Here is a 22,150-nt window from a genome sequence, read left to right on the forward strand (position 1 = left end):
GCGATACTCGTCAGGCGGCTTTGGCGCGCGGGGGGGCGATGGTCGCGGTGGCGGGCGTGCCGGCTTCGAGGAATGCGATCAGGCCGCATTCCTCGCGGCTGAGATGGCGCTTGGCGCGGGGCAGGCGGAGCGCCTTGCGGAAGGTCGACTGGCCGGTCTTCACGAGGGCGATCAGCGACGGGTGGACATAGCTTTTCCGCGCGATCGCGTGCGTGTTGCCTAGGCGTGCGACGACGGGTTCGAGCATCGCCTTCAGGCTGAGGTCGCGTTCGGCGGAGGCGAGCGCCTCGAACGCGGCGACGCTGGCCGCCCAGGTGCGGAAGTTCTTGGCGGTGAAGTCGGTGCCGGTGACGTCGCGGATGTAGCAGTTGACGTCGGTCGAGGTGACGGGATGCGCTTCGCCGGCCTCGTCGAGCCACGCGAACAGATGCTGTTCGTCGAGGTCCTGGCATTTCTTGACGAAGCTGCTGAGCGAGCGGTCGGTGATCTTGAGCGTCCGCATCTTGCCCGACTTGCCCTTGTACTGGAGCTTCAACGTCGCGCCCTTCACTTCGCCGTGGCGCTTGCGCAGAGTGGTCGCGCCGAAACTCTCGTTGGCGGCGGCATAAGCCTCGTTGCCGATGCGGATATGGCCCCCGTCGAGCAGGCGGATGACCGCGGCGACCGCGCGTTCGCGGGTCAGCGAGCGTTTGCGGAGGTCGGCCTCGACCGCCTTGCGGATCTTGGGGAGGGCGTGGCCGAAATCGGCGCAGCGCTCGTATTTGGCGGCCTCCTGCGCTTCGCGGAAGTCGGTGTGATAGCGGTATTGCTTGCGGCCCTTCTCGTCCCAGCCGACCGCCTGGATATGGCCGTTGGGCTTGGGGCAGAACCACGCGTCGCCATAAGCGGGGGGCAGGCCGATCGCGTTCAGCCGGTCGATCTCGTCGCGGTCGGTGATGCGCTCGCCCCTGGCATCCCAATAGCCCCAGCCGTTCCGCATCTTCTTGCGGGTGATGCCGGGCTTGGAGTCGTCGGAATACACGATCTTGGTGGGCAATGCGGTGGTCCTTCCGGTCTCGAAATGTTCGGGGGGACGCATCGTTCCGGAACGACCCGCGCGACGCGGGGTTGAGGGGGCACGGGATTTCACTGGAGACATGACATGACCGATCTTTCCCAAGCTCGCGTACTGATGCTCGCTGCCGACGGTTTCGAGACCGTCGAGCTGTTCGAACCGAGGAAAGCGCTGGAGGCGGCGGGTGCGAAGGTGCAGCTCGCCTCGATCAGGATGGATCCGATCCAGGGCATGAAGGGCGACATCAACAAGGCCGAGACGGCGACGCCCGACCTGACGCTCTACGAGGTCGATACCGACGATTACGACGCGCTGATCCTGCCGGGCGGGGTCGCCAATCCGGACACGATGCGCCAGCAGGAGCGCGCGATCGAGATCATCACCGAGTTCATGGAAGACGGCAAGATCGTTGCCGCCATCTGCCATGCGCCGTGGCTGCTGGCGGAGGCGGACGTGATCGATGGGCGCCGGGTGACGAGCTATCCCTCGATCCAGACGGACCTGGAGAATGCGGGCGCGGACGTGGTGGACGAGGAGGTCGTCGTGGATGGCAATTTGATCACCAGCCGCAAGCCGGATGATATCCCCGCGTTCAACAAGGCGATCATCGAGGCGCTGGAGGAAGAACTGGCGGACGAGCCGGTGGATTGATTTAAAGAGTGATGCACGCTCTTCCTTGTTCTCCCGCGAAGGCGGGAGCCCAGACTGGGTCCCCGCCTTCGCGGGGAAACAAGGAGGGGGCGGGCTAAAGCTTGTTGAACCACCGTTGGGCGGGGCGTTCTATCAGGTGGTAGAGCGCGATCGAGGCTAGCAGGACGAAGCCGAGGTACAGTGCGATCTTCGCTGGCGAAACGGCGGTCGTATCGCTGACGAAGGCGAGCTTGAACGCCTTCCACAGGATGAAATGGCTGAGATAGGTCGCGTAACTGATCTCGCCGAGGTAATGGACCAAGCCCGTCTCGAACGGATTGAAATCCCGCCCCGCAGTCAGTGCGAGCAACAGGAGCACGACGGCGAAGAGCGCAGGGACGACCAGCGTTTCCGGTGCGCCGATGCGCCACAGCGCGACCAGCACCAAGAGCGCTACCGCCGCGCTTAACGGTGCCCGCGTACCCCTCCACCGCAGCCATAACGCGCAGACGATACTGCCGGTGGTGAACTCGACAAGACAGCGCAGCAGGCCGTAGCGCGGGATGTCGGTGCCGAGCGTACGGGCGTCCATTGCCAGGTGCAGCGTAATCAGCAGCACCGCCGCGATCGCCAGCAGTGCCGCGGTTGGTAGCCGCCGCCAGTCCACCGTCATGACCAGTAGCGGGAACAGCAGGTACGCGCCCAGTTCCGCGCTGATCGACCAGGCCGGATCGTTCCAGGCGAGGTGCCGGGTAAAGCCCCAGTTCTGCAGCAGCAGGATGTGCAGCGGCAGTTCGGGGAACACGAATTGCGGATCGCTGCGGCCGGTCGCGCGCAGCACCAGTGCGAGTGCGATGGCCCCCGCCAGCGTCACCAGATGCAATGGCCAGATGCGGGCGATGCGTTTTTGCAGGAAACGGGGCACGCTTTCAGGGCCGCCGGTGCGGAGGCGGTCGTTCCAGGTCAGCCAGATCACGAAGCCCGACAGCAGGAAGAAGAAATCGACCGCGAGGTAGCCCTTGGCGAAGACGTCGCGGAGCCCCGTCGGCAGGCCCGCGATCGACAGGCGGATATGGTAGAACACGACGAACCACGCCGCGATCCCGCGCACGCCGGTCAATGCGCGGAGTTCGTGGACCGGAGCGCGATCCGTCACGCCGGAGATGGTACGGCACTGCGGCGCATCGGCCGGAACGACTGCTCGCTCCGCTTGCGCGACAGATATGTGTCGAGGCCGATCTGGGCGCCGATCAGCATGTAGATGAACGGCTGGAACGCGATCGCGATGAATGCCGCGCCGAGCAGGTAGACGATGTGGCCGCTCTGGAGCGCGGCGGCGAGCGGTCCGGCCCAGGCGAACTCGCCGTCCGGATCGCGGTAGCGGCGGCGGATGACCTCCATCCGGATGATGCCGATCAGGTTGATCGCGAGCCACAAGGCGAGCCCGGGATAGCCCTGTTCGCCGAGCATCTCGAAATACGCGCTGTGATAGGCGCGGGCCTTGTCGACCTCGACCTTGGGGGCTGCAGCAGCGCCGGGCGTGGTCTTCAAATCGTAGCGGATGCGGTTGCCGAGATAGGCGTTGAAGCCGCCGCCGAACGGGTTCGCCTTCGCGTATTCGATCGTCCATTTCCACACCGCGAGCCGAGTCGAGGCGGACTCGTCGGCGTCGTAGGTCTTGATGGTGTTCATGCGGTTCGTGAAGGTCGAGGGCAGGAACGGGATCGCCGCCAGCCCCAGCACGCCAAGCAATGCCAGATACGCGACCTTCCGCTTAACGTTGCGGATCGACAGCAGCGCCAACAGGCCGATGCAGAGCAACCCGGTGCGAGTCGAGGTGCCGACCGGGATCAGCAGGCAGGCGAAGACGAGCGCGAGGCAATAGGCCTTCACGCGCCAGTCCGGCCTGAAGATCGTGCCGTGGTGCATGAACCAGATGATGATCGGGACGATCGCGATCGCCACCGCGCTGATCGTGCTGCCCTCGTACAGCCCTGAATTATTGTCGACCATCAGGTTCAACTGGCCGTACCCGCCGCCGCCGCTGGCGATCGTCTTGATCCCGCCGACGACGATGATCGACGATGCGGCGAGGATCATGAACAGCAACAGCGCCTCGATCCGGACGCGCGTCCTGAGCGTCAGGGGGAGGAAGGCGGCGAAGGCGAGCGCCTTCCACACCCAGTCCCATTTCTCCTTGGCCTCGGCGGGGAAGTCGGCGGCGATCGTGGTGCCCCAGCAATAGAGCAGCAGCAGCACGATCAGCACCTGTCGCCCGCCGATCCGCGTATCGCGCTTGTCGTCCGCAACCATCCACCCGCCGACCGCCAGCGCGACCGCGATCAGCGAGATCGGCACGCTGTTGAGCAGGAGGTAGGTCAGCCGCTGCGGCGAGACGATGTCGATATAGACATAGACGAGCACGAGCAGGAACGGCCGCTTGAAGCCCATCGCGAAGAACGCGAGCAGAAAGGCGATGAACGCGAGATCACGCATCGCTGCGGGGTTTCTCTATTGGCGCGCGCTTCTTGTCGGGTGCGTCGTGCGGGCTAGGCTCGCGATCGAGGTCAGGGCGCTTGAGCAACAGGAACGCGGCGAGCATCATCAGCCCGTGGCTGAGGCCGAGCGCGAGATTGTCGATCATGGGACGGCCTCCTTTCCTGTGAGGGCTTTTCGAGATTCGTGCGTAGCCATAGTCGGTTGACGCGCCGTTAAGCGATCTGTGGCAGACGACGTCCACGATGCGTATCCTTCATATCCTCGATCACGGCCTGCCGCTGCAAAGTGGCTACACGTTCCGCACCCGGGCGATCCTCAAGGCGCAGGAGGGGCTGGGGTGGACCGTCGCGGCGGTCACCGGCCCGCGCCACGGCGTTGCGCCGGCTTCGGTGGAGTCGGTCGACGGGCTGACCTTCTACCGGACGGCGGCCGGGGTGAAGCCGGGGCCGGTCGGCGAGGTCGTGGGAATCGCGGCGTTCGCCAAGCGGATCGAGGCGGCGGTCGATGCCTTCAAGCCCGACATCCTGCACGCGCATTCGCCGGTGATCGACGCGCTCGCCGCGCTGATCGTCGCGCGCAAGCGGACGCTGCCGCTGGTGTACGAGATCCGCGCGTTCTGGGAGGATGCGGCGGTCGGCAACGGGACGGGGACGGCGACGTCGTTGCGCTACCGGGCGACGCGGGCGCTGGAGACGTGGGCGGTGCGGCGCGCGGATGCGGTGGCGGTGATCTGCGAAGGGCTGCGCGGCGATCTGGTCGCGCGGGGCATTGCGGCGGACAAGATCATCGTGTCGCCCAACGGCGTCGATCTCGAGCTGTTCGGGAACGCGCCGCCGCGCGACGATGCGCTGGGGGCGGAACTCGGGCTCGATGGCGCGGATGTCGTCGGATTCATCGGCAGTTTCTACGATTACGAAGGGCTCGACGACCTGATCGCGGCGATGCCGGCGCTAGTCGCGCTGCGTCCCAAGGCGCGGCTGTTGATGGTCGGCGGCGGGCCGATGGAGGCGGCCTTGCGCGCGCAGGCGGAGACGTCGCCGGTGGCCGACGCGATCCGCTTCGTCGGGCGCGTGCCGCACCAGGAGGTCGAGCGCTATTACGGGCTGGTCGACATCCTCGCCTACCCGCGCAAACGGATGCGGCTGACCGATCTGGTCACGCCGCTGAAGCCGCTCGAGGCGATGGCGCAGGGGCGGCTGGTGGCGGCGTCGGATGTCGGCGGACACCGCGAACTGATCCGCGACGGGGAGACGGGGACGCTGTTTCCGCCGGACGATCCGCCCGCGATCGCGACGGCGTTGGCGGCGATGTTCGCGGATCGATCGGGCTGGGACGAGCGGCGGGCGCGGGGACGTGCATTTGTTCGCGAAGAGCGTAACTGGTCGTCAAACATTCGCCGCTACGATCCTGTGTATCGGCGGCTGATGATGGCCGCTGCACGGGAAAATCGATGATTGCGCTGACCCGCCAGACCTTGATCCGCTCGCTGCCGGTGTACGGCGCGGTGGTTGGCGGCCTGATCGCTGCCATGGGCGTGCTGCTGGCGTCGACCGAAACGCTGGAGTCCGCGGTGTGGACGACGGGCGTGGCGGCACTGGTGCCTGCCGCTGCACCGCCGCTCGGGACGACCGCGCGTGCGCTGTTGGCGCTGGGGAGTGGGGCGCTGGTCGCGGCGTTGCTGTGGTCGTCGCTGTTCCTGCTGTTCGGGCCCGGCGGAGTGTTTGCCAAGGCATCGCCGCGCGAGGACGGCGTGCCGGTGATCCGCCGCGCCGACGCGCATCCCGACGCACCGCCGCGCAAGCCGATGTCGGCGGCGGATCTCGGTACGCCGATGATGGAAGTGGGTGTCGGGGCGGGTCTTGGTGCTGGGCTTAGCGCTGGGCGCGACGAGCGGACGATCCCGGCCGATCTCGATCAGCCGCTCGCCGCATTCGATCCGCACGCGATCCTGCCGGTGCCGATGGAGCCGGTGCGGCCGGTTTCTCCGTTGGCGCAGGCGATGGTTGCGCCGGTGGTGGAGTCGTCGTCGACGGCGGAGCCCGACACGTTCGTGACTGCGCCGTTGGTGGAACCGGTCGAGCGGCCGGTGGAGGTGGCGGAGGAGGAAGTTGCAGAGGACGGGATGGCGGAAGGCGGGGTGACGGAGCATGAGGTGGCGGAGCGCGGGGCGCCCGAAATCAATGCGCCGACGCCGATCGCTCGCCCTGCGCGCGCGACGGACGATCCGAGCTCGCCGCCGACGATCGAGGCGCTGTTGCGGCGGCTCGAACAGGGTGCGCTGCGTCGGGGGCGTATCGGTACGCATTGAGGCTTAAGCCCACGACTTTCCAAAAGGCTGCTCCGAACTGCTCCCCTCCCTGGAAGGGAGGGGCTGGGGATGGGTAGGTTGGCTTTTGTCACTGTCGGGCGAACTTGGGGAAGCCGACCCACCCCCAACCCCTCCCTTTCAGGGAGGGGGGAAGGCTGGGGCTTGCGCTGGCATACCCGACACTGCCGAAAGCGCTGTTTCTGTCTTCTTCGCTCTGATACCCATAGCTCGAAAAATAACGAGGAGGGGTCATGGCAGGTGCCGAAACCATCGTGGGCGAGCGGGAGGCTGGCGCGTCGCGCTATGCCTGGTACGTGCTGTCGGTCCTGTTCCTCGTCTATGTCCTGAACTTCGTCGACCGGCAGATCATCTCGATCCTGGCGGAGGACATCAAGCGCGACCTGGGGTTGAAGGACCAGGATCTCGGCTTTCTGTACGGCACCGCGTTCGGCGTGTTCTATTCGCTGTTCGGGATCCCGCTGGGGCGGCTGGCGGACAATTGGCACCGCGTGCGGTTGATGACGATCGGGTTGTCGCTGTGGTCGGTGATGACCGCATTGTCGGGCTTTTCGCGGACCGGCGGGCATCTGGCGGCGGCGCGGATCGGGGTCGGGATCGGCGAGGCTACCGCCAGTCCTTCGGCCTATTCGATCATCTCCGATTATTTCCCGAAGCGGCTGCGGGCGACCGCGCTGTCGATCTATTCGGCCGGGCTTTACGTCGGGGGCGGCTGTTCGTTGTTCATCGGCGGGCTGATCGTGCAGGGCTGGAACCGCGCCTATCCGGGGGGCGGGCCGCTTGGGCTGGTCGGCTGGCAGGCGGCGTTCATGGCGGTCGGCCTGCCGGGGCTGCTGCTGGCGATCTGGATCGCGACGTTGAGGGAGCCCATTCGCGGGCTGGTCGAGGGACTGCCCGAGCCGGAGAAGCATCCCGCGCCGTTCCGCGCATTCGGTGCCGAGCTGGTGACGATCGTGCCGCCGCTGACGTTGATCGGCGCGGCGATGGGTGGCGCGCGGGCGCTCGGATATAATATCCTGGCGCTCGCGGTCGTGACGGCGGCGGTGTCTGGGCTGGTCGCGGCGGGCGAGCCCTGGCCGCAATGGGTGGCGATCGGGATCGGCGTGTATGCGGTGTTCTCGTGGGCGTCGGCGCTGAAGCGGCGCGATCCGCCGACCTTCGCGCTGATCGTCGGGACGCCGGCGTTCCTGTGCACGGTGGTGGCGTATGGGCTGAACGCGTTCCTGAGCTATGCCGCGAGTTTCTGGGCGGCGCCGTATGCGTTGCGTGAGCTTGGCGCGACGCCGGCATCGGCGGGGTTCATGATCGGCAGCCTTGGGGCGACGGCGGGGTTCCTCGGGCTGACGATCGGCGGGGTGGTGTCGGATCGGTTGCGGCGAGGCAATCCGGCGGGGCGGCTTTGGGTGGTGATCTTCGGCGCGGTGGTGCCGGTGCCGTTCCTGATCCTTGCCTTTACCGCGTCGTCGTCGACCGCGTTCTATGCGGGGATCTTCCTTGCGCAGTTGACCGCGTCGTGCGCCTTGGGTGCGGCGGCGGCGACGACGCAGGACATGGTGTTGCCGCGGATGCGGGGGACGGCGACGGCGACGTTCTTCATCGGGACGACGCTGATCGGGCTGGCGCTCGGGCCGTATATGGCGGGGCGGGTGTCGACGCTGACCGGGAGCTTGTCGATCGGGATGCTGTCGTTGCTGGTGGTGACGCCGGTGACGCTGGCGTGTGCGGTGGCGGCGTACCGGCTGGCGCCGCGGGCCGAGGCTACGCGGGAGGCGCGGGCGCGGGCGGCTGGGGAGGTGGTTTGAGGGATTTTGCGATCCTCCCCCGCCAGGGGGAGGTGGCGCCGTAGGTGACGGAGGGGGAGGACACGCGGCAGAGGTTTCCCTTTCCTCCCCCTCCGTCTGGCAAGGGCCAGCCACCTCCCCCTGGCGGGGGAGGATCGACCTCTTTCCTATCTCGGGCTGTCTACCACCCTTCCGTTCGTGCTGAGCGAAGTCGAAGCACCTGGGCGCGGGTCATGCCCTTCGAGTTCGCTCAGGGCGAACGGTAGGGCCCGCCTCTAGCCAGTCCTAAACCTGTCCGTCACCCCGGGCTTGTTCCGGGGGCCACGGTTCCGCGAGCGCGGAGTTCGCCGGTTTGCGGAGCCGTGGATGCCGGAACTAGCCCGGCATGACGGAAGGGGAGTGGGGCGGGGCTCGACCGAGCACCCGCCTGCCGTTGTTGCTCCGTCCCGTCCGGCCTTACCCGGCCTGGAACACGCCGCAGGCGATCCGTCCGCCGCTGTTGCCGGCCGGGTCGGTCATCAGGTCGTCCGGACCCGCATGCACCACGAACGCCGAGCCGTCCGTGTCCATCAAGCCCGCCATCGTCGCGCCCGGGATCGTGATGCCGATCGTGCCGCGACCGTCGGTGCCGATGATCAGGTTGGGGAGGTCGCCCTCATGCGGGCCCTGCGGATTCATGCTGCCGTGCTTCATGCCGGTCGGGTTCCAGTGGCCGCCCGCGGTGGTGAAGTCCGGTGCGTCGCAGCGGCCGACCATGTGGATGTGCGCGCCGTGCGTGCCGGGGGGCATCGCCTTGGCGTCGAGCGTGAAGCGGATGCCGCCCGCAACCTCGGTAGCGGTGGCGCGGCCGACGTCGGTGCCGGTCGCGGTCTGGAGCATCGCGGTGGCGCGCTGGCCGCCCGCCATCGGCGTGCCCGTGTCCATGCCACCCTTTTCGCAGGCGCTCAGGCCCAGCGTCGCCGCGCCGAGCAGTGCCAGTGTCGCAATCCGCATGTCGTTTCTCCCTGTTGATCTCTTGGCGAACCCTTCGCCGTCGCTCAGGTTCCGTCCCCGCTATCGAGCGGCCAGCGCGCGACCGGTTCGTAGGTCGCGCCGTCGCGGCCGAGATGGCTTTGGTACAGCACGAGATGGGGTAGCGGGAAGGGCGCGCTCGACAGGGCGGCGTGCGTTGCCAGCCACGCGTCGATCGCGAAGCCGACCCCGGCCGATCGCGCCAGCCGCGCGACCGTGACGTGTGGCAGATAGGCGCGGCGTTCGGGTTCCAGCCCCGCCCGGACGCAGGCCTGGTCGACCTTGCGGTGAAGCGCGGCGAGCGCGTCGTGCGGGGTCACGCCGACCCAGAGCGTATCGGTCCGCCCGCGCTTCTCGAAGCGACCGACTCCGGTCAGCGACACGCGGGGTGCCGGCGCGACGACCTGGCTCAGCGCGGTCGCGATATCCTCGGCGACGGGCCGCTCAACCGCGCCGATGAAGCGCAGCGTGAGGTGCAACTGCTCGTCGTCCTGCCAGCGCGCGGCGGGAACGCCCTCCATTATGTCGAGCAAGCTCCGACGGATAGCCGGCGGCGGGCGGAGGGCGACGAACAGGCGGATCATGACGGCGACATGTTAGCCGTCACTCAGCGGCATCATGCAACCACTCTGCTTGAAAAGCGTCCTGTAAAAGACGATATTCACCGTAACCGGCATTATGCCGGACAAAGGAGCTGATTTCACAATGGCTAATTGGTCTGACCCCCGGCCCCGTGCCGCGCCGTTCGGAACGACGGCCACGGGCCAGCGTACCGAGGCCTATGACGCTGGTCTCCGGTCGTACATGCTGTCCGTGTATAACTACATGGGCTCGGCTGTCCTGCTGACGGGCATCGTCGCGATGCTGTTCGCGATGGGTGGCAACACGTCGCCCGCCGCGCAGGTGTTCATGAACGGCGGCCCGCTGAAGTATGTCATCATGTTCTCGCCGCTCGCGATCGTGTTCGGCATGAGCTTTGGCCAGAACCGCATGTCGACGGGCACGATGCAGTTGCTCTTCTGGGGCTTTGCGGTCCTGATGGGCCTGTCGATGTCGACCATCTTCCTGGTCTATAGCGGCACGTCGATCGCCGGTGCGTTCTTCGCCACCGCCGCCGGTTTCGCCGGGCTGAGCCTCTACGGCTACACCACCAAGCGTGACCTGTCGGCGTTCGGGTCGTTTCTGATCATCGGCGTCGTCGGCCTGCTGGTCGCGAGCCTGATCAACATCTTCCTGCAGTCGAGCGTGATGCAGCTGGTGATCAGCGCGGTCGGCGTGCTGCTGTTCGCGGGCCTCACCGCCTACGACACGCAGCGCACCAAGGCGCTGTATGCGCAGGTTGCCGGCACCGACATGATCGGCAAGGTCGTGATCATGGCGGCACTGAGCCTCTACCTCGACTTTATCAACATGTTCATGTTCGTGCTGCGTCTGTTTGGTAGCAGCCGTAACTAACGCCCGCTAAGGGTGTGACGAACGCAGGGCTCGGCGGGACACCGCCGGGCCCTTTTTCTTATGGCCTTGAGACAGGAATGGGACGCACGATGCGGCTCTCGATCGACGTGCGTCTGGATTACGGGATCACCGGGGACGCCGACGTGCTCCTCCAGATCGAAGCGGCGGCGATGGCCGACCAGACGATCGAGTCCGAGTCTCTCACCTTGTGGTCCGACAGCCCGATCCGGGCGGTCCGCGGCGAGGACGGGATCGGCCAACGCTGCTGGTCGCGCGGGCATGGCCGCTTTACCGCCGAGTATAAGGCGATCGTCGCAGTGAAGCGCGAGCGGGTGCAGCTCGAGCTGTATCCGGCGACGCCGCCGCGGATGCTCGACGGCGAACTGACGCCGTATCTGATGCCGAGCCGGTACTGCCCGTCCGATCGGTTCGAGGGCTTCGTCGCGCGCGAGTTCGGCGGGCTGGAAGGCGGTCCGCTCGCTGCCGCGTTGACCGAGTGGGTGTACCAGTCGCTCGATTATCGCTGCGGGTCGAGCAGCGGGGAGACGACCGCGCTCGACACTTTTGCTTCGAGGTCCGGGGTGTGCCGCGATTATTCGCATCTGCTGGTGTCGCTGGCGCGGGCGGGCGGGATCCCGGCGCGGTGCGTGTCGGCCTATGCGCCGGGGGTCGATCCGCCGGACTTCCATGCGGTGGCAGAGCTGTGGCTGGCCGGCGACTGGCGGCTGATCGATGCGACCAAGATGGCGACGTGCAGCGACATCGCGCGGGTGTGTGTGGGGCGCGATGCGACGGATATCGCGTTCATGACGGTGTTTGGGCAGGCGTATCTGTGGGAGCAGACGGTGAAGGTAACGCCGCTGGATTGATTGCTGCTCTCCTATGGGAAGGCAGGGTCAGTAGGGGATGGTCTGACTCCTCCGTTCTGCCTTCTTGGCCCCCTCCCTGGAAGGGAGGGGCTGGGGGTAGGTCGGGTTCCGCATGCTCGGATCGTTGGGGCTCAAGCTGGCCTACCCACCCCCGCCCCCTCCCTTTCAGGGAGGGGGGAAGGAAAAGGGTGGACGGTTGGGGGTGTCGAAGCGGCACAACCTGAAGGCGGGATAGGAACGCTCTGCCACTTGGACCGTTGGTTATCGCCAAGATTAAAGAGGGACGTCGCAATGACCGACATAGACAAGAGCGCGCTGGACAGCCTGTCCGTAGCGCCCGACGACAAGGATTCCGACGGCAAGAGCTCGGGTCGTGATCCGCGCCAGGAAGCGGGGCAGGACAAGTCGATCGGCAAGCGTCTGCAGAAGAACCCGGACAGCGCCGACGCCCGTCTCGACAACGGGCTCGACGAGTCGATGGACGGCAGCGACCCGTTGTCGGCGACGCAGCCGGGCTCCAATCGCGAGCCGGCGAAGTCGTCGGGGTATGACGAGGATTCCGAGCGGGCGCTGCGCGAAAAGCAGGCGTAACGCTCGCATCTGCTCAACGAACAGGCGTCGGTCGGCAACGACCGGCGCTTTTTTGTTGCACAAACGCCGCGCAAGACGATCAAATCGCTTAGTTTCGTTCGGTTCGTCGCAGCCTTGTTGCAGCGCAACAGCTTTCATGGTGGCTTGGTGTTACGGAAAGATGACGCGCGATAGGAACGTTGTTAACCATCCGGGCGCATAGTCTGCCGGTTCCTTGACGAGAGCGGGGTGACGACATGGCTTCCAGAATGAAACCGGCACAGGGCTCGATGACGCTGGCCGAGATGAAGGAATTCGCGGCTTTTCCGAGTTCGACGCAGCGGTATATCCGGCGTTCGCTCGATGTGGGCCTGGATCGCGAGGACGCGATGCTGCGCTGGTCGCGCGATGTGGTCGAGGCGGCGAGCATCCGGGCGCAGTCGCGTCTCTACAACACTCTGCCTGATCTGCGCGCGATGGTGCCGGACGATAGCGGGCTGGATGCGATCGAGCCATTCCTGGCGCCACTGATGACCCTCGTTGCGTTCGATCTGGGGCAGGGGCGGCTGACGAGTTTTTCGGCGCTGCGGTTCCTGTACGAGCGGTTGATCGGGGCGGAGGTTCGGCCGTGGCTGCCGTCGGCGTTCTGTGCGGCGGCGGCGCTACCGCACCTGCATCCGGAATTGCGGCGGAAACTGCTCCAGTCGATCAGCGAGGCTGCGGCGACCGCGTCGGGCTGGTCGAACCGGCAGCCGGCTTTCTTCCCGTATTGGGTGGAGAAAGTGGATTCTGGGACGACGCTGGCGAGTTGAGGCTCGGCTTTAGCTCATCCTCCCCCGCTAGGGGGAGGTGGCAGGCAACGCCTGACGGAGGGGGAGGCATGCGAAACATCTGCTCCGTGTCCTCCCCCTCCGTCTGGCAAGAGCCAGCCACCTCCCCCTGGCGGGGGAGGATTGAAACTTCTCTCACTTGGGCTGCAACGGGCTTCGGACCGGCCACCACCCCGGCGGAGGCCGGGGGCCAGTTGGTGAGGTTTTCGTAACGATGCGCTACGCTTGCCATTGGCGTCCCCCAATTGGGCCCCGGCCTTCGCCGGGGTGGTCGGGGCAGGGGCGCGTCGGGGCGGTTGTGGAAGGAGTGGTTACGCGCTCCACATCTGGACCACTCCAGTCATCCCGGTCACCGACACGCCCGCCAGCCCATCGATCCACGGTTCGCCTGATCCAGATGCAGGTGGTCGGCATGCGCGGCGTTGTAGTCGGGGGACAGAGTCGTCGCGAACAGCGAGCAGGCTCCGTCGCGCACGTCGCGGAGGAAGGCCGACTTCGCAGCGTCGCCCTTCCAGTCGCGCGCGACGGTGACGCGGGTGCCGTCGGTCAGGCGGAAGCCGGCGATGTCGACCGCGTCGGCGGTGGAGTGTTCGCTCCAGTTACCCGCATCGCGACCGTAGATCCGGCGACAGCTGTAGCTGCCGAAATGATCGATGCTCGCCACGCGCGCGCCGAAATGCTTCACTGCGGCCGGCTGGACCACGTCCCATTCCCACATCGACAGTGCCGCGGCGACGGGGCAGGCGATGCCGAGCCCGGCAGGCACGAACCCGATCTTCCGCGCGCCGCCGGTCAGCCTGACGCCATCCGAATAGCCGCATTGGCCCTCGCCCTTGCGCGGCGGCAGGACGGTGTAGCGCACCCCCGCACGATCGAGCAGCGCGCGGCATTGCGGGAAATCCTCGGTCAGCGCGGTCAACTTGCGACCAGTGAACAGGCCGATCGGCTGGCCGAGGTCGAGCGGCGCCCAAGGCAGGTCCTGAGGCCGTCCGCGCGCCATCGACCAGAGCATCAGCGCCAACGTCGCGACGATCGCCAGCCCGACGAGCCAGCCAAGGGTGAGCCGCACCGCCCGCATGTCAGCCGCGCACCGCGTCCGACATCGGCTCCGACGTCACCGGGTAGCCGAGGTCGTCGGGGATGCAGAGCTGCTCGATCCCGTCGCGGGTTTCGGTCCACGGCGTTACGGTCCGTACGGCGTGCGCGCGCGCGTCTGCGACGGCCCCCTCGAAGTCGGCGAACTGTGCCAGCCGTTCGAGATTGCGGCGGGTCGGAAAGATGATCGTCGCCCGTCCCGCATCGGCGTCGGCCAGCACATCAGCCGCGGTCGCCCAGAACAGGCGGACATTCTCCGTCGCATCGACCCGGGGCTCGGGCGCATCCGCGGGGAGCCGCGCCAGATAGAACCGCGTATCGAAGATCCGGGCGTGCGCATGCGCCGGCCGCCAGCGTGCGAAATATGTGAGTGCGTCGAGGTCGAGACTGGCACCGGCGTCCGCCAATGCCTCGGCGAATGCGGTGCCGGCGTGGAGCGAGGCCCGCAATCGCTCGAACATGGTCGGCGACGGCATCGGCGACAATCCGATGGGAAGCCCTGCCTCCTCGATCGTCTCGCGGATCGCTGCAACGCGCGCGGCGGTGTCGTCGTCGGGGTCGTCATCGGGATGATCGAGCAGCGCGGCCAGACTGTGATCGCCCGGATCGACCCGCCCGCCCGGGAAGACGAGTGCGCCGCCCGCAAATGCCATCGCCTTGGCGCGCTCGACCAGCAGCAAATGGGGTGGCTCTGCGTGCGTCTCGCGAAACACGACGAGGGTCGCGGCGGGTATCGACGGAATATCGGTGGGCGCCTCGGTCATCGCTCATGGTAACGCGCGAACGGCGCGGCGGGTAGCGTCGGTCGCCGGGTTTTCGATGGTTGAACGACGGATCGGCGGATACCGGCTTGGACCGGTATCCGCCGCCTCGTCGCGTTCAGCTGATGTGGACGGCCTTGGTGACGAGATGCGCGGCGATGCCCTCGGGGCCGTCCTCCGAGCCATGGCCGCTGTCCTTGACGCCGCCGAACGGGCTGTCGGGATAGCTCAGGCGGACGGTGTTGATGCCGACCATCCCGGCCTCGATCGCATCGCCGAGCATGTTCTGGCGCCGGCCATTCTCGGTGAAGCAATAGGCGGCGAGCCCGAACGGCAGGCGGTTGGCTTCGATGATCGCATCCTCGTCGCTGCCGAAGCGGCTGAGCAGCGCGACCGGGCCGAACGGTTCCTCGTTCATCGCGCGCGCCGACAGTGGCACGTCGGACAGGACGGTCGGCTGGAAGAAGAACCCGCCCTGGCCGCCATACTCCCCGCCCGCCAGCAGCTTCGCACCGTGGTTGGTCGCGTCGCCGACCAGCTCGGCGATCGCATCGGGGCGGCGGGCATTGGCCATCGGACCCATCTGGCTCGCCGAATCCATGCCGTCGCCGACCTTGAGGCCGCGAGTCCGCTCGGCAAAGCCCGCGGCGAAGCGGTCATAGATGCCGTCCTGCACGTGGAAGCGGGTCGGCGCGACGCAGACCTGCCCGGCGTTGCGGAATTTGTGCGCGACCAGCGTGTCGAGCGTCTTGTCGAGATCGCAATCGTCGAACACCAGCACCGGGCCGTGACCACCAAGCTCCATCGTCGTACGCATCATCGTGTCGGCGGCCAGCTTCATCAGCGCCTTGCCGACCGGTACCGACCCGGTGAAGCTGAGTTTGCGGGTGATCGGCGAGGCGAGCAGGTGGCGCGAAACCATGTCGGGCACGCCGAACACGCACTGCGCGACGTCGCCGGGCAGGCCGGCATCCTGGAAGCACTTGAGGACTTCGACCGCGCTGCCGGCGGTTTCCTCGGACGGCTTGATGATGATCGAGCAGCCCGCCGCGAGCGCCGGTGCGATCTTGCGCACGACGTTCATGATCGGGAAGTTCCACGCGCAGAACGCGGCGACCGGACCGACCGGCTGGTGGAGGACGAGGCTGCGGGTGCCGGAGGGGCGGGGCAGGACTCGGCCATAGACGCGCAGGCCCTCGGCGGCGTGGAAATCGAGCAGTGCGGCGGCGAATGCGACCTCGCCCTTGGCCTCCGCCTGAATCTTGCCCTGTTCGAGCGTGGCGATGCGCGCGATATGATCCCCACGCTCGCGCAGCAGTTGCGCGGTGCGCGTCAGGATCGCGGCACGCTTTTCCGGCGGGGTGGCGCGCCACGCGACGAACCCGCGCTGCGTCGCCTCGAGCGCGCGATCGAGATCGGCGGCGCTGGCGAGCGGCAACGCGGCCTGCCCCCCACCGGTCGCTGGATTGAGCACGTCGCGCGTATCGCGACCGTCCCCGCTCAGCCATTCGCCGGCGATATAAAGCCCGAGTTTGGTATCGTAGGTCGCAGTCATTGGCGTCTCTCCGTTTGCGTCGATCGAACCGTCGGGCTCATGTCGTTGCGGTACGGCGCGAATGTAACCCTTTGCCGGGGATTCGGGAGATGGTCGCGTGACGGTCGACGGATGCGGTGGCTTCGGGTCCGATGCGCTTTGCGCTGCCGTTGCGCTTGGAGGTCGGCACCGACACGCGTTAGGATCGGATACTGAACAACGGGAATACGATAGGCATGGCGGCACGGGACGGAGGACCCAATTCGAGCGCGGCGGCAACCACCAAACCGGCGCCCTTCGACCGCGAAGCGCGCCTGGGGATCAGCCTGTCCGGGACCAACCTGGAACGCGCGGGGGACTATAACCAGCGCACCGTGCTGCAAACGATCCGGGTGAGCGGCGAAGCGAGCCGGACCGACCTTGCGGCGATCACGGGGCTTACCGCGCCGACGATCGCCAACATCACGCGGCGGCTGCTCGACGCGGGACTGATCAGCGAGGCGGGGCGGCGGCAGGGCGCGCGTGGACAACCCGCGGCACAGCTCGTGATCAATCCCGCCGGCGGTTTCTCGATCGGGATCAACATCGACCGGGATCATATCACGATCGTATCGCTCGATCTGGCCGGCACCGTGCTGACGCGCGCGACGTGCGAAGTCGCGTTCGCGATGCCCGACACGGTCGCCGCGTGGCTGCGCGACGAGATGGCGAACATCCGCGCGTCGAAGCTGATTGACGAGACCCGCATGCTCGGCGTGGGGGTCGCGATGCCCGATGACCTTGGCCGGGTGACGCTGCCGCACCGTCCGTCGGCGTACGAGACCTGGAACGACGTCGACGTGAAGGCGATGGTCGAGGAGATCGTCCCGTGGTCCGTGCACGTCGACAACGACGCGGCCGCGGCGGCGATCGGCGAGGCGCAGTTCGGATCGGGCATGGTGCTGAGCAGCTTCTTCTACGTGCTGGTCAGTGCAGGGCTGGGCGGCGGGCTGGTGATCGACGGCAATTATTTCCGCGGGGCCGGCGCGCGCAGTGGCGAGATCGGGTTCATGCCCGACATGACGCGGCGCGCGGCGGGGCAGACGGTCCAGGAAACCGTGTCGCTGTCCGCGCTGTATGCGAGGCTCGACGCCGGCGGATGCGACGTGGCGGGAGTCGATGCGCTGACCGGCGACGATCCGGCGGTGAGGGCGATCGTCGAGCGCTGGACCGAGGACGCGGCGCAGTCGTTGATCGAGCCGTTGATCGCGGTCAGTTGCCTGGTGGATCCGGGCGCGGTGCTGATCGGTGGCCGCCTGCCGGCCGGGCTGGTCGACGCGCTCGTCGATCGGTTGAACGCGATGCTGGCCGATACCGCGTTGCCGTCCCCGGCGCGCGTGATGCGGGCGGCGATGTCCGACGATGCGCCCGCGATCGGTGCCGCGATCCTGCCGTTCCTGGATCACATCCTGCCATCCGAGGCAATCCTGATGCAGGTCGGGCGCGCTGGGCGAACCGATTGATCTTTCGGCGTTCGCGGGAGGCGATTACGGCGCGGTGCGTAGGTCGCAGACGGTGCCGCGCAGGTCGTTGCCCGGTTGTGGACCGCCGTTGACGAAGCCGAGATAGGTCCTGCTCGCCAGATCGTAGCGTTTCCATGCCGGAAGGCCCGGGGCGTTCGGATCGCCGGTGCGGGCGAAGGCCAGCCAATAGGCCTGCATCGGCGGCGCGCCCGGTTCGAGGTCGTCGCTGCCCGCCATCACGTAGCGGATCTCGCTGCCGTGCGTCACGGGCTTTGCGTCGGCGGCGGTATAGTCGAACTGATACTGCCATACCGGCTGGCCCGCCCGCGCGCGCGCCGCGGCGACGACCGTCACCGGGCAGCGGAAATTGATGTCGTTCGACAGGATCAGGTCGAGATCGCCCATCCGCGGGTCGGCGACGGGGATCGCATCGACGCCGTATGCTTTGCGCGCCGCGGCGGCATTGGGTCCGAACGCGTCGGCGATCGCCTCGCCAGCGCGGGGCACGCCGCCGTGGAGCGTCAGTTCGCGGGCGTTGCTGCCGACGATCAGCGGTGCGGGGTTGCCGCCCTTCGCCAGGGTTGCGGCAGGGGTTTCGGTGAGGACTCGGCCGTCGACGATCGCCTGGAGCCAGATGAAGCTCTTGTCGGCGAGACCCGGCACGTCGACCGCCTCGGTCGCGGCGATCAGCTTGGCGACGGGGAGTGCACGCAGGGCGGCGGCGGTCTGCGCGATTCCCGCCTTTGCCGCGATCATCGTGCCGAGGCGTTCGTTCTCGGCGAGGCTGCGTGGAGCCGTGCCGAAGCCGGGCGTGCCGCTTTCCTCGATCGCCTTGGCGAACAGCCCGCGCGAGCCGGGGCTGAGCAGGTGCAGACCGACATCCATCGCGCCCGCGCTCTCGCCGAACAATGTCACGTTGGCGGGATCGCCGCCGAACGCCGCGATGTTGGCGCGCACCCAGCGCAGCGCCGCCTGCTGGTCCATCAGCCCGTAATTGCCCGAGGCGCCGCCGCCCTCGCGGGTGAGCGCGGGATGCGACAGGAAGCCGAGCGCACCGAGCCGGTACTGGATGCTGACGAGCACGACGCCCTTGCGGACCATGCCCGACAGGATCGTACCCGCGCCGCCGCCCGCATAGTTCGAGCCGCCATGGATCCAGACCATCACCGGCAATGGCCTGGCGGGTTTGGGATCGGGGGTGGCGACCTCGAGGTACAGGCAGTCCTCGCTCGCGAACGTCGCCGCCTTGGTGTTCCAGCCGCGATCGACCTGTGGGCAGGATGGCGCCGACACGGTCGCGTCGCGGGTGGTTTTCCAGGCGCGGACCGGCTGTGGTGGCTTCCAGCGGAGCGGGCCCGTCGGCGGGGCCGCATAGGGGATGCCGCGGTAGAGCTGGCGACCATCCGCGGTGACTTCGCCGCGCACCGCGCCGTGGTCGGTGGAGACGATCGCCGTCGACAGGGCCAGCGCGGCGAGCAACATCAGCGGGCGATGACCGCGCGGGTCGGGGCAGGGCGTGCCAGGGCCGTCTTGAACGCGCGTTCGGCGACGGGTGCCATCACCGCATAGCCGGCCGCCGTCGGGTGGACGTGATCCGACGAGAGACCTTCGCGCATTCCCAGCGTGCCGGGTGCGACCAGCGCGGACCAGTAGTCGGCATAGGTCGAGCCAGTCGCCGCGGCATAAGATTTGAGCCACGTGTTCATCGCGACGATCTTGCTACCGGTGTCGAGGCCCGGGCGCCACGGATACTGGTCGGCGGGCGGGATCGAGGCGAGGATGACGCGGATGCCGTTTGCCTGCGCCAGTTCGGTCATCGCGCGGATATTGGCCTTGCTCTCGTCGGGCGTCATCGGCCCGGTATTGAAGGCGATGTCGTTGGTGCCAGCCATGATCTGCACGACCGCGGGCTTGAGCGCGATCACGTCGGCGGGGAAGCGCACCAGCATCTGCGGGGTGGTCTGGCCGCCGATCCCGCGACCGATCCGGCCGGCGGAAAAGAACGCCGGCACCTTGTCGTACCAGCCCTGCGTGATCGAATCGCCGATCAGGACGATGCGGGGTTGCCCAGCGACGGGGGCCGGGAGCGCGGCATTCGCCTCGCGGTAGCGGCCGAGATACGCCCAGTCGGTGTGCAGCCGCTCTTCCGCTTCCTTGGCCCATTGGGCCTTTTGCGCGGGCGTCGCATCCTGGGCGAAGGCGGGGGATGCGACGGCGAAGGCGAGCGCGGCGAGCAGCAGGCGGGTCGGTTTCATCGGGTCTTCCTTATCGGATCGGGACGAGGCGGATCGCACCGCCGCCCGATCCTGCGAGTGTCAGCGAAATCGTGTCGTGCGCAGTGACCGTTCGGGTCGTGGCGGCGACATCGGTCGGTGCCGCGCCGTCTTGCCAGATCGTCGCGGTGAACCGGCCGTTACCGAGGAAGTCGAGCGGGACGTCGAGCGTGCGGGGAGTCTCGTCGGTCATCGCGCCGACATACCAGTCCTTGCCCGATCGCCGCGCGGTGACGATCCGCTCGCCGATCGCGCCCGATACGACATGCGTCTCGTCCCAACTGGCCGGGACCGCGCGCAGGAAATCGAACCCGGCGGCGCCCGCGTAATTGTCGGGGCTGTCGGACACGCTCATGAACGGGCTGTCGAACACGACGTACATCGCCAGCGCCTGGCCGCGCGTGGTCTGGACCATTGGCGTCTGCGGCTCGATCCGGAACGTCGCCGGCGTCGCGTTGCGGAAGCCTCCGGGCGTATAGTCGTACGGCCCCGCCAGCCCGCGCGTGAACGGCAGCGTGACGTTGTGCCGCGCGGTGATGCGCCGCGTCCATTTGTTGTATTCGGCGCCGAGCACGCCCTCCTGCGTCAGGAACTGCGGCCAGGTCCGCGTCGCGCCGGTCGGGTGATACGCGCCGTGCAGGTCGAGCATCAGGCGGTGGTCGGCACTCGCCTTGAAGATGCGCTGGTAGAAGTCGACGATCTGCTGATCGCTGCGGTCCATGAAGTCGACCTTCACGCCTTTGATCCCCATCGCCGCATAGCGATCGAACGCGGCGTCCATGTTCGCATCGAGCACGCGCCAATTGGCCCACAGCCACAGCCCGACGTTCCGGTCGGCGGCGTAGCGGACGAGGCCGGGCAGGTCGATCGTCGGGACGACGGTCATGATGTCGGCGCCCGGATAGACCACCGGCCCGCCGCCGCTGTTGATGTACCAGCCCTCGTCGATCAGCATGTAGGGGAGGCGGTTGGCGGCGGCGAAATCGATATACGCCTTGATGGTCGCGTCGTTCATCCTCGCGCCGCCCGCTAGCGCTTTGAGCGTCGGGCCGTTCCACCAGTCCCATGCGGTCTTGCCCGGCTTCACCCAGGAAAAATCGCCCTTGGGTGCGGGGTTGAGGCTGGTCAGGATCGTCGACTCGATGAGCTTGCCGGGGGTGTCGCCGAGCATCACGACGCGCCACGGCGTGGTGAGGCCGGTGGTGCGGACGTCGGCCTTCACCGCGATCGCCGGATCGTCGAGCCGCGGTGTCAGGCGCGTCGCGAAGCCGAGCGCACCGGTCTCGCGGCCGGTCAGGTACGCACCCGAATAGTCGTGCAGATCGGCGTCGGTGATCGCGAAGCTCGTATCGCCCGTACCGGTGCGGCAGGTGACCGGCATTTCGAACAGGTTGTGCGGGCGGACCTGCGACGCCTGTACCGGGTCGTATTCGCCCTCATGGCTGGTGTCGAAGCGTCCTAGATTGAGACCCCAGCAGCGATAGTCAGCAGGGAACGCGAATTCGGTCAGTTCACCCGCCAGCCTGAGGTCGGTGAAGGCGGGCTGGACCGGCAGGCGGTAGCGGAAGGCGACGCCGTCGTCATAGGCGCGGAACACGATCTCGAGCCGCCGCCGTGCGCCGCCGGTCTCGGCCAGGGCGAGCGTGAGTTCGTTATAATGGTCGCGCGCGGCGGACGTCTTTCCCGCGATCAGGCGATAGCGCGTGTCGACGCTGGTCTGCGCCGCGCTCGTGACCGCGGTATCGGGACCGAGCTTCTTGTACGCCTCGAATGCGAGACCGAGCGGGGACGCGTCGATCAGCGGGCGGCCGTGGAATGCGATCGCGTAGGTCGGTCCCCTGGTGGTCGGATCCTGGCCGATCGTGACGTCGATTGCGCCGTCGGGGGACCGGAGATGGCGATCCTGCGCCGCCGCCACCGCGGGTGCCGTCAGCAAGGCGAGGGCGGCGAGGACCCTCAT

21 protein-coding genes are annotated in these 22,150 nt (G+C 67.5%); 9 read left to right on the forward strand and 12 right to left on the reverse strand.

Annotated features, from left to right (window positions below; genetic code table 11):
- Positions 1 to 10: 10 nt before the first annotated feature.
- Positions 11 to 979, reverse strand: coding sequence for a DNA topoisomerase IB (locus tag NLI89_RS06635; protein WP_254686378.1), 969 nt, complete (start codon positions 977 to 979; stop codon positions 11 to 13).
- 162 nt (positions 980 to 1,141) lie between these two features.
- Here NLI89_RS06635 and NLI89_RS06640 point away from each other — a divergent pair, with 162 nt between their 5' ends.
- Positions 1,142 to 1,705, forward strand: coding sequence for a type 1 glutamine amidotransferase domain-containing protein (locus NLI89_RS06640; RefSeq protein ID WP_254686302.1), 564 nt, complete (start codon positions 1,142 to 1,144; stop codon positions 1,703 to 1,705).
- A 94-nt stretch (positions 1,706 to 1,799) separates the two neighbouring features.
- Here NLI89_RS06640 and NLI89_RS06645 read toward each other — a convergent pair whose 3' ends face one another.
- From NLI89_RS06645 to NLI89_RS06655, 3 genes are read right to left on the reverse strand one after another with little or no spacing between them, the layout of a single operon-like run.
- Complete coding sequence (locus NLI89_RS06645) at positions 1,800 to 2,840, reverse strand: acyltransferase family protein (protein WP_254686303.1); 1,041 nt, start codon at positions 2,838 to 2,840, stop codon at positions 1,800 to 1,802.
- Positions 2,837 to 4,180, reverse strand: coding sequence for a putative O-glycosylation ligase, exosortase A system-associated (locus NLI89_RS06650; RefSeq protein ID WP_254686304.1), 1,344 nt, complete (start codon positions 4,178 to 4,180; stop codon positions 2,837 to 2,839). Before NLI89_RS06650 ends, NLI89_RS06645 begins: the two co-directional genes overlap by 4 nt.
- Positions 4,173 to 4,328 carry a hypothetical protein gene (locus NLI89_RS06655; protein WP_254686305.1) on the reverse strand — a complete coding sequence of 52 codons (156 nt, stop codon included), beginning with the start codon at positions 4,326 to 4,328 and terminating at the stop codon, positions 4,173 to 4,175. Before NLI89_RS06655 ends, NLI89_RS06650 begins: the two co-directional genes overlap by 8 nt.
- Before the next feature lie 97 nt (positions 4,329 to 4,425).
- On the opposite strand from NLI89_RS06655, the gene NLI89_RS06660 reads away from it, so the two are divergent.
- The 3 genes from NLI89_RS06660 to NLI89_RS06670 all read left to right on the forward strand — a co-directional run bounded on the left by NLI89_RS06660 (position 4,426) and on the right by NLI89_RS06670 (position 8,311).
- Positions 4,426 to 5,637, forward strand: coding sequence for a TIGR04063 family PEP-CTERM/XrtA system glycosyltransferase (locus tag NLI89_RS06660; protein ID WP_254686306.1), 1,212 nt, complete (start codon positions 4,426 to 4,428; stop codon positions 5,635 to 5,637).
- Entirely contained in the window at positions 5,634 to 6,491 is an 858-nt protein-coding gene (locus NLI89_RS06665; protein WP_254686307.1) for a hypothetical protein, read from the forward strand. Before NLI89_RS06660 ends, NLI89_RS06665 begins: the two co-directional genes overlap by 4 nt.
- Before the next feature lie 251 nt (positions 6,492 to 6,742).
- Entirely contained in the window at positions 6,743 to 8,311 is a 1,569-nt protein-coding gene (locus tag NLI89_RS06670) for a spinster family MFS transporter (protein ID WP_254686308.1), read from the forward strand.
- 435 nt (positions 8,312 to 8,746) lie between these two features.
- Here NLI89_RS06670 and NLI89_RS06675 read toward each other — a convergent pair whose 3' ends face one another.
- Entirely contained in the window at positions 8,747 to 9,283 is a 537-nt protein-coding gene (locus tag NLI89_RS06675; RefSeq protein ID WP_254686309.1) for a superoxide dismutase family protein, read from the reverse strand.
- Positions 9,284 to 9,327: 44 nt separating this feature from the next.
- The gene (thpR, locus tag NLI89_RS06680; protein WP_254686310.1) at positions 9,328 to 9,885 is read right to left on the reverse strand and encodes an RNA 2',3'-cyclic phosphodiesterase; all 558 of its coding nucleotides are present in this window, start codon (positions 9,883 to 9,885) and stop codon (positions 9,328 to 9,330) included.
- 121 nt (positions 9,886 to 10,006) lie between these two features.
- Between thpR and NLI89_RS06685 the strand changes: the two genes are divergently transcribed.
- The 4 genes from NLI89_RS06685 to NLI89_RS06700 all read left to right on the forward strand — a co-directional run bounded on the left by NLI89_RS06685 (position 10,007) and on the right by NLI89_RS06700 (position 13,007).
- Positions 10,007 to 10,756, forward strand: coding sequence for a Bax inhibitor-1/YccA family protein (locus NLI89_RS06685; protein ID WP_254686311.1), 750 nt, complete (start codon positions 10,007 to 10,009; stop codon positions 10,754 to 10,756).
- Positions 10,757 to 10,845: 89 nt separating this feature from the next.
- The gene (locus NLI89_RS06690; protein WP_192974415.1) at positions 10,846 to 11,625 is read left to right on the forward strand and encodes a transglutaminase-like domain-containing protein; all 780 of its coding nucleotides are present in this window, start codon (positions 10,846 to 10,848) and stop codon (positions 11,623 to 11,625) included.
- Positions 11,626 to 11,916: 291 nt separating this feature from the next.
- Entirely contained in the window at positions 11,917 to 12,216 is a 300-nt protein-coding gene (locus NLI89_RS06695) for a hypothetical protein (protein ID WP_254686312.1), read from the forward strand.
- A gap of 236 nt (positions 12,217 to 12,452) precedes the next feature.
- Positions 12,453 to 13,007, forward strand: coding sequence for a hypothetical protein (locus tag NLI89_RS06700; RefSeq protein WP_254686313.1), 555 nt, complete (start codon positions 12,453 to 12,455; stop codon positions 13,005 to 13,007).
- A gap of 367 nt (positions 13,008 to 13,374) precedes the next feature.
- On the opposite strand, the gene NLI89_RS06705 is transcribed toward NLI89_RS06700, so the two are convergent.
- From NLI89_RS06705 to NLI89_RS06715, 3 genes are all read right to left on the reverse strand, one after another.
- Positions 13,375 to 14,103 (reverse strand): extensin-like domain-containing protein, encoded by a 729-nt coding sequence (locus NLI89_RS06705; protein WP_254686314.1) that lies wholly within the window; start codon positions 14,101 to 14,103, stop codon positions 13,375 to 13,377.
- A gap of 1 nt (position 14,104) precedes the next feature.
- Entirely contained in the window at positions 14,105 to 14,884 is a 780-nt protein-coding gene (locus NLI89_RS06710) for an NUDIX domain-containing protein (protein ID WP_254686315.1), read from the reverse strand.
- Positions 14,885 to 14,999: 115 nt separating this feature from the next.
- Entirely contained in the window at positions 15,000 to 16,436 is a 1,437-nt protein-coding gene (locus NLI89_RS06715; RefSeq protein ID WP_254686316.1) for an NAD-dependent succinate-semialdehyde dehydrogenase, read from the reverse strand.
- A gap of 215 nt (positions 16,437 to 16,651) precedes the next feature.
- Between NLI89_RS06715 and NLI89_RS06720 the strand changes: the two genes are divergently transcribed.
- Positions 16,652 to 17,917, forward strand: a complete 1,266-nt coding sequence (locus NLI89_RS06720; protein WP_254686317.1) for an ROK family transcriptional regulator — start codon at positions 16,652 to 16,654, stop codon at positions 17,915 to 17,917.
- A gap of 24 nt (positions 17,918 to 17,941) precedes the next feature.
- On the opposite strand, the gene NLI89_RS06725 is transcribed toward NLI89_RS06720, so the two are convergent.
- Genes NLI89_RS06725 through NLI89_RS06735 form a run of 3 tightly spaced genes read right to left on the reverse strand, consistent with a single transcriptional unit; the run spans position 17,942 to position 22,150 of the window.
- Entirely contained in the window at positions 17,942 to 19,399 is a 1,458-nt protein-coding gene (locus tag NLI89_RS06725; RefSeq protein ID WP_254686318.1) for a carboxylesterase/lipase family protein, read from the reverse strand.
- Entirely contained in the window at positions 19,399 to 20,172 is a 774-nt protein-coding gene (locus tag NLI89_RS06730; protein WP_254686319.1) for a GDSL-type esterase/lipase family protein, read from the reverse strand. Before NLI89_RS06730 ends, NLI89_RS06725 begins: the two co-directional genes overlap by 1 nt.
- Before the next feature lie 10 nt (positions 20,173 to 20,182).
- Positions 20,183 to 22,150 (reverse strand): glycoside hydrolase family 97 protein, encoded by a 1,968-nt coding sequence (locus NLI89_RS06735; RefSeq protein ID WP_254686320.1) that lies wholly within the window; start codon positions 22,148 to 22,150, stop codon positions 20,183 to 20,185.

Origin of the sequence: Sphingomonas faeni, assembly GCF_024273235.1 — a bacterium.
In the GTDB taxonomy this organism is placed as follows: Bacteria; Pseudomonadota; Alphaproteobacteria; order Sphingomonadales; family Sphingomonadaceae; genus Sphingomonas; species Sphingomonas faeni_A.